The organism is Azospirillum sp. NS33 (assembly GCF_059703765.1).
The window spans coordinates 407,518-420,265 of sequence record NZ_BAAKJB010000001.1; the positions used below are offsets into that span (position 1 = coordinate 407,518).

A 12,748-nucleotide genomic window follows, 5' to 3' on the forward strand; every position below is an offset into this window, starting at 1 on the left:
AAAACGGATCGTTCCGGGCCGAATCCCGTGCGCACCGGCCGATCGCCGCGCGCGGGGAGAGCGGTGCGTCCACCCGGGGCGTCGTGGTGCGACTCGTGCCCGTCCCCGGTGCCCCCGGCGGCGGCGGGGAGCGGTGCCCAGGCACCGGCGGGGATCCCCGGGCCTGCGGGCACAAAAAAACCCCGCCGACGAGCGGCGGGGTCTCTTGCCGGGCCACCCCGAAGGGTGGCCCGGTGCCTTAGACGGACCGATTAGAACGACAGCTTGGTGCCGACCAGGATCGTGTGGCCGTCGATGTCCGAGCCGCCATCGATCTCGATGTTGTACGGGCGGTAGGACGCGCCGACCACCATGCCGGGGGCGACGGTGTAGCCGACGTCCACCGCGATGCTGGTGTAGTCGAAGCCGTCGAACTCGACCGCCGCGTAGGCGATGCTGGCCGAGACCGGGCCGTTGGCGTAGGAGGCGCCGATGTTCCAGCCGCTGTCCGCCATGCCCGAGCCGAGGTGGCCGTTGGTGTTGCCGGCGAAGCTGACGGTCACGTCGTCATAGTCGATGTAGCCGCCGCCCAGCGTGAAGCCGGCGTAGCTCAGGTTCGCACCGAGCTGCCAGTTGGTGAAGTCGTCACGGGTGCCGTTGCCCTGGGCGGACGACACGGTGCCGCTCAGAGCGACGCCGACGCCGCTGAACTCACCCTTGTACTGGACGCCGCCTTCGACCCAGTCCGAGTAGCCCGAGGTCGGCTCGTCGAGCACGACGGCGTCACCCTCGTTGGCTTCCGGAGCGTAGGAGATGCCGGCCTTGAAGCCCGAGAACGACGGGGTGAAGTAGGTGATCTTGGTGGAGTCGCTGCTGTCCACCACCTTCAGCCAGTCGCCCAGGGAGGCCGGATCGCCGTAGCGGTCGCCCTGGTCCGAGAAGCCGGCGCCGGCCACCGGAGCGGCAACGGCCAGCTGGTCGGACGCACCGTCGTCGTCACCCAGCTCGATGCGGCCCCAGGTGCCGGCAACGTAGATGTTGGCTTCGTCGGTGCGGAAATCGCGGCCCGAGCTACCGCTCTGGACGGCGCCACCGGTCTCCAGCTCGATCTTGACACCGTACAGCAGGCCGTTGTCGGCCTTGCCGTCGGCGCGGACGTGAACCTCGACCTCGTTGTCGAAATCGAAGTCGTTGCCGTCGGTCTGGTAGTCGTGATCGAAGAAGCCACCGGTGAAGTTGATGTAACCGCCGAGCTTAACGGTCATCTCCGCCGCCGAAACCGGCTGGGCGAGGACGAGGGCGCCGAGCAGGGCCGTGCTACCGAGTAGAATCTTGTTCATTTCCGTCAACCTCCATTAAAGGCCTGATGGCCGAATAGACCCGTCCGATCCCGTCGTACGCGGCAGCGCCACCGGGGGTCCGGAGAACCCGGTCCGTTAAATACGCCGCCGTGGCGAAACTCTTAAAGGACAAAGTTGCCGGGTGGCCACAAAAGGGGCACCGTGTGGCACGATCGCAACAAGCCCCTTCGCAGGTGCGTCAAGACCATGCGGCGTCTGGTCCGACGCCCCGGCGGGCGCTGGTCGGACGGGGCCGGCGTCGCCATACTGTGCCTTGCGCGCGGGCACCGGCACCGGCCACCGCGGGCGGCTCGACACCAACAGGAACAGCCATGACCGACACCACCGACGGCGCCGTCGCCGCCCACCTCGCGGCGGTGCGCGCCACCATCGCGCAGGCGCAGGCCGAGGCGGGGCGGACCCCCGGCGCGGTGACGCTGGTCGCCGTGTCGAAGACCCATCCGGCCGACCGGGTGGAGGTGGCGATCGCCGCCGGCCAGCGGGTCTTCGGCGAGAACCGCGTCCAGGAGGCCAAGGCCAAGTTCGCGCCCCTGCGCGAGCGGCACCCCGACGTCGAACTCCATCTGCTGGGTCCGCTGCAGACCAACAAGGTCAAGGACGCGGTGGCCCTGTTCGATGCGATCCAGACCGTGGACCGGCCGCGCCTGGCCGAGGCGCTGGCCGCGGAGATGGCGCGCACCGGCCGCCGGCCGCGCTGCCTGATCGAGGTGAACACCGGCGAGGAGGCCCAGAAGGCGGGCATTGCCCCCGGCGACTTCCCCGCCTTTCTGGCGGCGTGCCGCGACACCTGGGGGCTGCCGGTGACCGGCGTCATGGCGATCCCGCCCCAGGACGAGGAGCCGGCCCTTCATTTCGCGCTGCTGGCCGAGCTGGCCCGGCGGCACGGCCTGCCCGAGGTCAGCATGGGGATGAGCGGCGACTACCCCGTGGCCATCCGTTTCGGTGCGACCTGCGTGCGGGTCGGCACCGCCATCTTCGGCCACCGGCCCGCCACCGCACCGGCCGGCCCGTGATCTAGGGCGCCTCGATTCGCAGCGCCGCCCCCGGGCGGCAATCCCGCAGCAGGGCCAGCAGGTCGTCCAGGGCCAGGGCGACGCAGCCCGCGGTGGGCGTGCCGTCGGGGTGCCGGAGGTGGAGGAAGACGGCGCTGCCGAGGCCGGGCACCACCGGCGAGTCGTTGTGGCCGAGGACCACCACGAGGTCATAGACGTGGTCGTCCCGCCACAGCGCCTCGGTCCGTCCCGGGTGGGGCAGGGCGACGGGCCGGTTGTAGGCGGGGTCGCCGGGATCGTCGCACCACCCGTCGTGGCGGCCGATGGGGGCGGTCGCCAGCGCCGTCTCGGGGCGCGCCAGACGGTCGGCGCGCCACAGGACCCGGCGCAGGGGGAAGCGCCCGGCCGGGGTGGCGCCGTCGCCCTCGCGCTTGTCGAGGCGGACGCCGGCGCGCCCGAGGGTGCATGACGCCGATCCGCCGGGCCAGACGAGCCGGCCATCGGCGGTCACCACGATGTCGTCGTCCCCGTCATGGTCGCCGGCGACGCGGCCCGGCTCGGCCATCAGCCCGACACCTCGACGGACGCCGGCGGGCGCTGCGCCGCCGCCTTGCGTGCCTGCTCATACTTGGCGAGGTTGCGCAGCATCACCTCCGACAGCGCCTCCCTGGACACCGGCTGGGGGAAACCCGCCTCCGGCAGGCCGGGCGCCGCCATCGCCGGCGTGGCCGGGCCGGGGCCCGCGGGCACGGCCGGCGGGCCGTTGCCGGCCGCGGGGGGCTGCGCGGCGGCCATGGTGCCGGGCTGCGGGGGTGTCCCCGTCGCACCCACGCCGGTCCCGGCCGCCGCCGCGGCATCGGCCAGGGCCTTCTGGCGGGCGGCCGCCAGGGCGACGGCATGCCGCGCCTGTGCCGTGTTGGCGACGATGGTGTCGCGCGCCGGCATGCGACTCGGGCGGTGTACGCCCGGCGCCGTGGCGAACGGATCGCCGAGGCGCCCGGCCCCGGCCATGGCCGCCGCCTCGCCGGCCAGGCGTGCCGCCGCGTCGGGGCCTGTCCCGCCGCCGCGCGCCGCCGCGGAGTCAGCCGCCCCGCCACCGCCTTTCACGCCGCCCGCCGCGGCCAGGGCGTTGGCCTCCCCTTGCGCCGCGGCGCCGGTGGCGGCGCCGGTGGTGGCGCCCGGGACGGCGGGGCCGCCCTGGCCCGGAGCGGCCGCGACCAGCGTCCCGGGCGGGGTGTCGTCGTCCAGGCCGAGGGCGGTGAGAACGTGGTCGCCCACGTCCTTGCCGGTGCTCTCCTCCACCACGGCGCTGGCCACCGCGGCCACGCCGCCGATGACGCCGCCGAACAGGATGCCGCCCATCACCCGCGCCGGCGCGCCGATGGTGTCGCCGGTGACGGCGCGGTAGACGGTGCCCACCACCGGGATGTGCTGAAGCGGGTTGATGACGTCCAGGAAGTCCCAGAAGGACATGTCGGCCTCGGCCACCGGCTCCGGCCCTTCCCAGTTGCCGTTGGGTGCCGGGAGCGGCCGCGGCGGCGGCGGTGCCACGCGGGGCGCGGCGGCGGCGGTGGCGGTGTCGACGGCCATGGTGGACATTCCTGAGATCCTGGCGTGCGTCCCGGGTCGCGCGGTCGGGGTTCGATGGCCGGCATCACGCAACTCCCGTGCCAGACCGGGGATCCGCCGGATCCGCCGGATCCGCCGGATCCGCCGGATCACCCGGATCGGCCGGGCCGCCCGGCGCCGCCGCCGTGGCCCGGCAACAAGTGCCGGGGGGCCAATCGTGCCTCCCCCCGCCGCCCTCGCTCAGAACATGTGGCCGGTGCGCTCCGCCTTGGTGCGCAGATAGTCTTCGTTGTGGCTGTTGGAGGGGAAGACGTGGGGCACCCGTTCCACCACCTCGATGCCGCAGCGGGCGAGCTGGTGCAGCTTGTCCGGGTTGTTGGTCATCAGGCGGACCGAGGAGAAGCCGAGATGGCGCAGCATCTCCGCCGCCGGCAGGTAGACCCGCTCGTCCGCCTCGAAGCCCAGCATCTCGTTGGCGTCCACGGTGTCGAACCCGCGGTCCTGGATGCGGTAGGCCCTGAGCTTGTTGACGAGGCCGATGCCGCGGCCCTCCTGGGCGAGGTAGAGCAGCACACCGCCGCCGGTCCGGGCGATCTCGACGATGGCGCCGCGGAGCTGCTCGCCGCAGTCGCAGCGCAGCGACCCCAGGAGGTCGCCGGTGAAGCACTCGGAGTGCAGCCGGGTCAGGACCGGCCGGTCCGGCGACGGGTCGCCGATGACGATGGCCAGGAACTCCGGACCGCCGTCGGCCGGCCGGAAGGCGATCACCCGGGCGTCCTCGGCGCCCTCCAGGGGGACCCGCGCCTCGGCCACCCGGCGCAGGGTGCGCACGACGTGCACGCGGTGGTCGGCGACGTCGCGCGCCCGCGCCGCCAGCACGTCGTGGCGGCCGGCCCAGCCGGCGGCGGTGCCGCGCAGCCCGCGCACCGGCACCACCACCGCCGCCGGCAGCAGCCGCGCCACCTTGGCGAGGTCCACCGCCGTGGCCACCGCCGACCCCGGTGGCGCCGGCGCCGCCTGGACCCCGGCGGGCATCGCCGCCGTCGGCTGCTGCTCCGGATCCGCCAGGCGCAGGGCCTCGTCGGCGTGCAGCCCGGCCGTCAGCGTCAGGCCCACCGCGCCGTCGTCGGGCACCCGCAGGCCCAGCATGGCGGCACGACGGCGGGTCACCGCCAGCACCGGTTCGCCGCCGGCCAGCCGCCGCAGGCGCTCCAGGGAGTCCGCCTCCAGCATCTCGACCGCCTGCACGAGCGCGCACGAGCCGTCATCCGCCTCCACCGCCACCGGCTCGCCCCGCCGCAGCGCGGCGAGAACGCGGTCGACGGTGCGCATCGCCGCTTCGTCGACGGGATGGGGGGGATCGGGCTGAAGGTCTGCGTACATCGTCCGGTAACCGAAGTGGGGGCGCCGCTGCCGAAGGCGGCGGCACGGTAGCCGCCGCAAGGGAGAAAAGCAAAACCACAGGATCGGCGCCGCGCCGCGCCGCGCGGCGCCGCCCTGACATGGGGCGGGGCGCGGGCGCTGTCATCCCCACCTCTGCGGCCTCGCCCGCTCGGCCATGGGCCCTCACCCGTTCGGCCGATTCCGGTGGCGGCGCGGCGTGCCCACATGACGGTGCGCCATGACATGCATCGACCGTCCCACGCCGGAGCGGGTGTGGCAAGCCATCCTGTCGCTCCACACCGTTGCACGGGGTGCAACGATAAACGGTCCCGGCGGTCCCGGCGCCGCGGCCGACGGCCTGCTTCGGGTGGACGGCGGCGGCGGCTGGTCGGCGGCGGTGGAGCTGCCGGTGGAGGCGGCCGCGCTGTGCGACCTCTACATGCCCCTGGTGGCCGCCGCCGCCGCCGCCGCCACCGGGCGGTCCTACGCCCTGGCCCATCTCGGGCAGAGTCTGGACGGCTGCGTGGCCACCGCCGCCGGCGCCTCGCGCTGGGTCACCGGACCCGAGGACGTGGCGCACAACCACCGCCTGCGGGCCCTCGCCGACGCCGTCCTGGTGGGGGCGGGAACGGCGGCCGCCGACGACCCGCAGCTCACGGTGCGCCACTGCGCCGGCCGCAACCCCGTGCGCGTCGTCGTCGACCCCGGCCGCCGCCTGCCCGAGTCGCTGGGCCTGTTCGCCGACGGCGCCGCCCCCACCCTCCTGGTGTGCCGCGCCGATGCCGCCCGCCGTGGCGGACCGTGCCACGGCGCCGCCGCGGTGATCGGGCTTGCCGCCGACGGGGAGGGCCGGATCGCCCCGGCGGCGGTGCTGGCGGCGCTGGCGGCGCGCGGCCACCGTGTGGTCGTCGTCGAGGGCGGCGGCATCACCGTCACCCGCTTTCTCCAGGCCGGCGTCCTCGACCGCCTGCAGGTGACCGTGGCGCCGCTGTTCCTGGGCGCCGGCCGGCGCGGCGTGGCCCTTCCCCCGGTCGGCGCCATGGCCGCGGCGCTGCGGCCCGCCGCGCGCCGTTTCGCCTTGGGGGACGACGTCCTGTTCGATTTCCAGCTGCGCGGATGAGGGACCGATGACCGACCGCGCTGACACCGCCGGGGGCACGCCCGTCGCCTTTTGGGTCGCCGCGCCGGGGCGGGGCCGGCTCGGCCCGGCGGCATGGGGTGCCGGGCCGGTGCGGGTGCGCGCGGTCGCCAGCGCGGTCAGCCGCGGCAGCGAGAGCCTGGTGTTCCAGGGCCGGGTGCCGCGGGAGCTGCACGCCCTGATGCGCTGCCCCTTTCAGGAAGGGACGTTTCCGGCGCCGGTGAAGTATGGCTACAGCCTGGTCGGCGTGGTCGAGGAGGGGCCGCCCGCCCTGGCCGGCCGGCTGGTGTTCTGCCTGCACCCCCACCAGGACCGCTTCTGCGTGCCGGCCGAGGCCGTGCTGCCGGTGCCGGCGGGGGTGCCGGCGCGGCGCGCCACGCTGGCCGCCAACCTGGAAACCGCGGTCAACGTGCTGTGGGATGCCCTGCCGCCGGTCGGCGTGCGGGCCAGCGTGGTCGGCGGCGGGGTGGTCGGCTGCCTGGTGGCGTGGCTGCTCGGGCGCCTGCCCGGGGCGGAGGTCGAACTGGTGGACCTGCTGCCGGCCCGCGCCGCCGTCGCGGCCCGCCTGGGGGTCGCCTTCGCCGTTCCCGAGGCGGCGCGCGACGGCCGCGACCTCGTGGTGCACGCCAGCGGCAGCGCGGCGGGCCTGGGCACGGCGCTGCGGCTGGCCGGCGACGAGGCGACGGTGGTCGAGGCGAGCTGGCACGGCGAGGGGCCGGTGTGCGTGCCGCTGGGCGGCGTCTTCCACCCGCGCCGGCTGCGCCTGCTGTCGAGCCAGGTCGGCGCGGTCGCCCCGGCGATGCGGTCCCGGCGCAGCCACCGCGAGCGGCTGGCGTTCGCCCTGTCGCTGCTGACCGACGACGCCCCCGATGCGCTGCTGACCGGCGACTCGCCCTTCGTCGAGCTGCCGGCGGCGATGGCGCGCCTCGCGTCGGGCGGCGACGGCGCCCTGTGCCACACCGTCCGCTACCCTTGACGGTCCATCCTCATCCACCACCACCGGGGAGATCACGGCCATGTTCAGTCTGACGGTGCGCGACCACATCATGATCGCCCACAGCTTCACCGGCGCCGTGTTCGGGCCGGCCCAGCGGGTGCATGGCGCCACCTTCGTCGTCGACCTGGAGTTCCGCCGCCGCGCCCTGGACGGGGATGGCCTGCTGGTGGACATCGGGGCGGCACGCGGGATGCTGCGCGAGGCGCTGGCGCCGCTGGACTACCGCAACCTGGACGAGGTCGAGGACCTGCGCGGACGCAACACCACCACCGAGTTCCTGTGCGGCGAGATCTTCCGGCGGGTCGCCGCGGCGCTGGAGGGCGGCGCGCTCGGCGCCGGCGGTCGCGCCGTGGAGTCCCTGAAGGTCACCCTGCACGAATCCCCGGTGGCGTGGGCCGCCTTCGAGGGGCCGCTGCCGGGGTGACCCTCCGGGCGCTGCACCTGGTGGCGCCGGACGCGTTGGACCGGGTCACCGGCGGCTACCGCTACGACCGGCGCGTCGCCGAGGGGCTGCGCGCGTCGGGATGGCGCGTCACCGTGCACGCCACCGACGCGGCCGGCGCGCCGCACCCGGCCGCCCTGCTGGGCCGGCTGCCCGACGGCGCGAGCGTGCTGATCGACGGGCTGGCGCTGCCCCGCCTCGCCCCGGCGATCGCCGGCGAACAGCGGCGCCTGTGCCTGGTGGCCCTGGTGCACCACCCGCTGTGGCGCGACAGCGGCGGGGACGCCGCGGCCGCCGCCGCGCTGCGCCGGCTCGAGGCGGCGGCGCTGCGCGGCGTGCGCCGGATCCTCGTGCCCAGCCGCTGCACCGCCGGCGAGCTCGCCGCGATGGGCGTCGTGCCGCCCGCCGCGCCGCCGGTCGCGGTGGTGCCCCCCGGGACCGACCGGCGCCCCGCCGCCACCGGCTCCGGCGGACCGGTGCCGTCGCTGCTGACGGTGGGCATGGTGACGCCGCGCAAGGGCCACCATACCCTGATCGTCGCCCTGGCCGCGCTGGCCGCCCTTCCCTGGCGCTTGACGGTGGTGGGCGACGACACGCGCGACCCCCCGCACGCCGCCGCGGTGCGTGACGCGGTGGCGCGCGCCGGGCTGGCCGGCCGGGTGACGCTGACCGGGCCGCTCAGCGATGGCGCGCTGGACGCCCACTTCGCGTGCGCCGACCTCTATGTCCAGGCGTCGGCTCACGAGGGCTACGGCATGGCGGCGGCGGAGGCCCTGGCACGGGGCGTGCCGGTGGTGTCCACCGCGGTCGGGGCCGCGCCCGACTGGGCGGCCTGCGGCGGCGTCGACACGGTGCCGCCGGCCGACCCCGCCACCCTCGCCGCCGCCCTCGCCGCCGCCGTGCGTCCGCTCCTGGAGGACCCCGCCCTGCGCCGCCGCCGCGCCGCCGCGGCGCGCGCCACCGGCGCCGGCCTGCCGTCCTGGGACAGCGCCGTGGCGGGGATCGCGGCGGAGCTCCGCATCGCCGGCGACGCCGGACCGCCACCGTGAGGCCGGCCCGCCGGTGAACCGTGACGAGCGACAAAGGACGCGCGCCATGCTAGCCTTCGGGCGCCCTTCCACGACGGTGACGCGCAGCGCATGGTTCCGGCGAAACGCATTCTGCTGGTCGACGACGACGAGCCCCTGCGCCAGTCCCTGGCCGAACAGCTCCAGCTTCACGAGGAGTTCGAGACGGCCGAGGCGGCCACGGCCGCGGCCGGGCTGGGCGTGGCGCGCGAAGGCGGCTTCTCCGCCGTGCTGCTCGATGTCGGCCTGCCGGACATGGACGGGCGCGACCTGTGCCGCCTGATGCGGCGCGAGGGCGTGCGGTGCCCGATCATCATGCTGACCGCCGCCGGCACCGACGCCGACACCATCCTCGGCCTCGATTCCGGTGCCAACGACTACATCGTGAAGCCGTTCCGGCTCGGCGTCCTGCTGGCCCGTCTGCGCGCCCAGCTCCGCCAGTTCGAACAGAGCGAGGACGCCGTCTTCGCGATCGGCCCCTACTCCTTCCGGCCGGCCGCCAAGCTGCTTCTGGACGAGGGGGTCAACCGCAAGATCCGCCTCACCGAGAAGGAGACGTCGATCCTCAAGTTCCTCTACCGGGCCGGCGGCAAGGTGATCGGCCGCGAGGTCCTGCTGGGGGAGGTCTGGGGGTACAACGCCGGCGTGACCACCCACACCCTGGAGACGCACGTCTACCGGCTGCGCCAGAAGATCGAGCGGGACCCTTCGAATGCGGAGATCCTGGTCACCGAGCCCGGTGGGTACCGTCTGGTCCCCTGACGACCGGCGGCGGTGGTCAGGCTGACCCCGTCAGGGCCGGCTCCAGCGGCTGGCGATGGTGATGGCGCCGCCCAGGGGCGGGCTCCAGCCGGACCACCGCCGCCGCGACCCGTCGGGCCCGCCCCCGCCCCCGGCGCGCGGTCCCTGCGGCCGCCACAGACCGCGGCCCCGCGGCGCCACCGGCAGCAGCCGCACCTTGCGGCCGACGATGGCGAGGCGGCGGCGCCAGTGGGCGACCACCTGGTGCGAGGTGCCGACCCGGCGGGCGATCTCCTGGTCCGACAGGGTGGCGCTGCCCGGGTCCTGGAGATGGTCGAGGATGGCGCGGCGTTTTTCCAACGGGGTGTGCCGGATGGTGCGGCGCTCCAGCGCCTTGCCGACGTCCCAGAGCTTTTCCGCGGTCTCGCGGGCCAGGGCCTTCCAGCGCTCGGTCTCGTCGCGCTGCCGCTCGGCCTCCCCCACCGCCTTGTCGACCTGGCGCTTCAGATCGCCGACCTCGCGCTCCAGGTCGGCGACCTGGCGCCGCAGGCCGAGCACGATATGGTCGGGCGGGGGTGGCTTCACCGGCGGTTGGGCGGCGGTCGGCGGCGGCTCGGGCGCCGACTCCCCGGGCGAGCGGGCGGCCGTGGCGAGATCGCGGAACGTCAGGCCGGCGCGGGCGAGCATGATCCGGGCGGCGCGCAGCGCGGACAACGCCTCGCCCTGATGCTCCGATTCGGCCATCGCGAGAACTTTGGCGAGCTTGTTAGGGTCCATCCGTCGTCCGAGTCCGGCGCTCGCAGTCCGCGGTGGTGAAAGAACGCGGCGCGACCCTACCACATGTTCCGGGCCGCGCCATCCCCGCTTGTCGGGTGCCGGAGCGGATCGGGAGCGGATCGCCGGGGAGCGCCACCTTTTCGCTCGACTCCGCCGCCGCCCACCCGGCACGATGCGCGGACCATGACGGATGCCGCCGTTCCGCACCCCGCGCCCCCGCCCGGCGGCCCGAGTCGCTCCTTCACCGTCCGCTTCTGGGGGGTGCGCGGCAGCATCGCCGCGCCGGGGCCGGACACCGTGCGCTACGGCGGCAACACCTCGTGCCTGGAGGTCCGTTGCGGCGGCACCCGCCTGGTGTTCGATGCGGGCACCGGCCTGCGCGCCCTCGGGGTGGCGCTGGCCCGCGGTGGCCCCGTCGACCTCGACCTGTTCCTCACCCACAGCCATTTCGACCACGTCTGCGGCCTGCCATTCTTCGCGCCCGCCTTCGATCCGTCGAGCCGGCTGCGGGTGTGGAGCGGCCATCTGCCGCCCGGGCAGACCACCCGGTCGGTGGCGTGCCGCATCATGTCCGCCCCCTTCTATCCCGTGCCGGTGGAGACCTTCCGTGCCCGGTGCAGTTTTCACGAATTCACCTGCGGCGGCGCCCTGGTGCCGGCGCCGGACGTGCGCATCCGCACCGCGCCGCTCAACCACCCGAACGGCGCCGTGGGCTACCGGGTCGAGCACGCCGGGCGCAGCCTGTGCTTCGTCACCGACACCGAGCACCCCGCCGAGGGGCGGGATCCCGCCGTTCTCGACCTCGTGCGCGGGGCCGATCTGCTGGTGTACGACAGCACCTACACCGACGAGGAGTACCCGCGGCATGTGGGCTGGGGCCACTCCACCTGGCAGGAGTGCCTGCGCCTGGCCGACGCGGCCGGGGTCGGCCGCGCGGTTCTGTTCCATCACGATCCGGGGCGCGACGACGCCGCCCTGGACGCCATCGCGGCGGCGGCCGGCGCCCGCCGGCCGGGCACGCTGGTCGCCGCGGAGGGCATGGAGCTGGCGGTGTGACCGGCGCGGCGCGCGGTGCCGCCCTGTGGCACAGACGTGACAGCGCTGTGACCGAATGGGGTCTGCCTGCGGCGGAACCGCAAGAACACGCTGCAACGCCCTGTACCCCTTATGATAGGGATGTCCTCAACGACCGGGTGACAGACCGGGGGTGGGCATGCCGCTTTCTCGACGGGCCCTGCTGTGCGCCGCGCTCGCGGCGGCTGCGATGGCCGGATGCGCAACCGATCCGGGTGCCGGGCGGGACGGCGACCGGTCGATCGTCCTGGTCCACCCGCCCAGCGGCGAAACGGTCGCGGTCACCTATTGGCGGCGCGGCGCGTACGACTCCAAGGCGCTGTTCGACATCGGGCTGCTGTTCCGCGACCGGCGGGCCGGGGATTTCCTGCCGGTGGATCCCGCGCTCATCGACCTTCTCGTCGCGGTGCGCGAGCGGCTGGGCCTGCCGGCCGGCGCGCCGATCCACCTGACGTCCGGCTACCGCTCGCCGGTCACCAACGCGTCCCTGGCCCGGGGCAACGCCCGGGTGGCGGAGAACAGCTACCACATCCGGGCCCGCGCCGCCGACATCCGCATCCCCGGCGTCGCCGGCCCCGAGGTCGCCGCGGCCGCGGCGGCTTTGGCCCGTGGCGGCTACGCCTATTACCCCGGCAGCGACCACGTCCACATCGACACCGGGCCGCCGCGCACCTGGCGCGTGCGCTAGCCGGCCGATCCGGAACCGCCACCGCCACCGCCACCGGCGCCCGCACGCTCGGGATCGATCCCCAGGGCCAGCAGGTTGTCGACGGTCGCGGAATCCAGCGCGACCCCATTGGTCCGCGCCGCCGCCGCGGCGCGCCGAACCAGCCCGTCGAAGCCGTCCAGGGTCGATTCGATCCGCAGCCGCCGCCTCCCCGCCCCGACCAGCGTCATCTGCATCCATCCCTGGGTGCGGTCGCGGCGGCTGGCGTAGAAGCGCAGGCGCAGCCCGGTCAGCGCGCCCCACGGCAGCGCCGCACCGAGCGGGCCCTCGGCGCGCACCCCGGCCTCGTCGGCGACGATCCGGGTGAGCTGGCGGTGTGCCGTGCGGATGCCGAACACCGCGAACAGGGCCAGGCACAGCGCGAGCGGAACGGCCAGCCACGGGGCGGGGGCGCCCAGCGCCAGGGGAAGCCCCGTCATGAGCACCCCGGCGGCGGCCCGGGCGTAGTCGCCGGCAAGGCTGGCGGCGGGATAGCGCAGCGCACGCACGGGGACCGACGCC

Annotated in this window: 14 protein-coding genes; 8 read left to right on the top strand and 6 right to left on the bottom strand. The window is 75.1% G+C overall.

The window, feature by feature from the left end; genetic code table 11:
- Positions 1-251: 251 nt before the first annotated feature.
- A complete protein-coding gene (locus AC6H2I_RS01900) occupies positions 252-1,319 on the bottom strand; it encodes a porin (RefSeq protein ID WP_497498859.1) in 1,068 nt (355 codons plus the stop codon).
- Between the two features lie 332 nt (positions 1,320-1,651).
- Here AC6H2I_RS01900 and AC6H2I_RS01905 point away from each other — a divergent pair, with 332 nt between their 5' ends.
- A complete protein-coding gene (locus tag AC6H2I_RS01905; protein WP_497498860.1) occupies positions 1,652-2,353 on the top strand; it encodes a YggS family pyridoxal phosphate-dependent enzyme in 702 nt (233 codons plus the stop codon).
- A gap of 1 nt (position 2,354) precedes the next feature.
- Here the strand turns inward: AC6H2I_RS01905 and AC6H2I_RS01910 are convergent, their stop codons facing one another.
- The 3 genes from AC6H2I_RS01910 to ribA form a co-directional block, all read right to left on the bottom strand.
- Positions 2,355-2,897 carry a L,D-transpeptidase family protein gene (locus tag AC6H2I_RS01910; protein ID WP_497498861.1) on the bottom strand — a complete coding sequence of 181 codons (543 nt, stop codon included), beginning with the start codon at positions 2,895-2,897 and terminating at the stop codon, positions 2,355-2,357.
- Positions 2,897-3,931, bottom strand: coding sequence for a hypothetical protein (locus AC6H2I_RS01915; protein WP_497498862.1), 1,035 nt, complete (start codon positions 3,929-3,931; stop codon positions 2,897-2,899). Before AC6H2I_RS01915 ends, AC6H2I_RS01910 begins: the two co-directional genes overlap by 1 nt.
- 210 nt (positions 3,932-4,141) lie before the next feature.
- On the bottom strand, positions 4,142-5,284 hold the full coding sequence (ribA, locus tag AC6H2I_RS01920) for a GTP cyclohydrolase II (protein ID WP_497498863.1): 1,143 nt from the start codon (positions 5,282-5,284) through the stop codon (positions 4,142-4,144).
- Between the two features lie 238 nt (positions 5,285-5,522).
- On the opposite strand from ribA, the gene AC6H2I_RS01925 reads away from it, so the two are divergent.
- The 5 genes from AC6H2I_RS01925 (at position 5,523) to AC6H2I_RS01945 (ending at position 9,690) form a co-directional block, all read left to right on the top strand.
- A complete protein-coding gene (locus AC6H2I_RS01925; RefSeq protein WP_497498864.1) occupies positions 5,523-6,404 on the top strand; it encodes a RibD family protein in 882 nt (293 codons plus the stop codon).
- Between the two features lie 7 nt (positions 6,405-6,411).
- Entirely contained in the window at positions 6,412-7,398 is a 987-nt protein-coding gene (locus tag AC6H2I_RS01930; protein WP_497498865.1) for a zinc-dependent alcohol dehydrogenase, read from the top strand.
- Between the two features lie 40 nt (positions 7,399-7,438).
- Complete coding sequence (locus AC6H2I_RS01935; RefSeq protein WP_497498866.1) at positions 7,439-7,843, top strand: 6-pyruvoyl trahydropterin synthase family protein; 405 nt, start codon at positions 7,439-7,441, stop codon at positions 7,841-7,843.
- Positions 7,840-8,910: a glycosyltransferase family 4 protein gene (locus AC6H2I_RS01940; RefSeq protein WP_497498867.1), complete on the top strand. Its 1,071-nt coding sequence runs from the start codon at positions 7,840-7,842 to the stop codon at positions 8,908-8,910. The genes AC6H2I_RS01935 and AC6H2I_RS01940 overlap by 4 nt, the downstream gene beginning before the upstream one ends.
- 90 nt (positions 8,911-9,000) lie before the next feature.
- On the top strand, positions 9,001-9,690 hold the full coding sequence (locus AC6H2I_RS01945; RefSeq protein ID WP_497498868.1) for a response regulator transcription factor: 690 nt from the start codon (positions 9,001-9,003) through the stop codon (positions 9,688-9,690).
- 30 nt (positions 9,691-9,720) lie between these two features.
- On the opposite strand, the gene AC6H2I_RS01950 is transcribed toward AC6H2I_RS01945, so the two are convergent.
- Positions 9,721-10,446, bottom strand: a complete 726-nt coding sequence (locus AC6H2I_RS01950; protein WP_497498869.1) for a hypothetical protein — start codon at positions 10,444-10,446, stop codon at positions 9,721-9,723.
- Positions 10,447-10,629: 183 nt separating this feature from the next.
- Between AC6H2I_RS01950 and AC6H2I_RS01955 the strand changes: the two genes are divergently transcribed.
- Complete coding sequence (locus tag AC6H2I_RS01955) at positions 10,630-11,502, top strand: MBL fold metallo-hydrolase (RefSeq protein WP_497498870.1); 873 nt, start codon at positions 10,630-10,632, stop codon at positions 11,500-11,502.
- 208 nt (positions 11,503-11,710) lie between these two features.
- Complete coding sequence (locus AC6H2I_RS01960) at positions 11,711-12,208, top strand: YcbK family protein (protein ID WP_497498871.1); 498 nt, start codon at positions 11,711-11,713, stop codon at positions 12,206-12,208.
- On the opposite strand, the gene AC6H2I_RS01965 is transcribed toward AC6H2I_RS01960, so the two are convergent.
- Positions 12,205-12,735, bottom strand: coding sequence for a hypothetical protein (locus AC6H2I_RS01965; RefSeq protein WP_497498872.1), 531 nt, complete (start codon positions 12,733-12,735; stop codon positions 12,205-12,207). The two genes, AC6H2I_RS01960 and AC6H2I_RS01965, sit on opposite strands and share 4 nt — an antisense overlap.
- Positions 12,736-12,748: the final 13 nt, after the last annotated feature.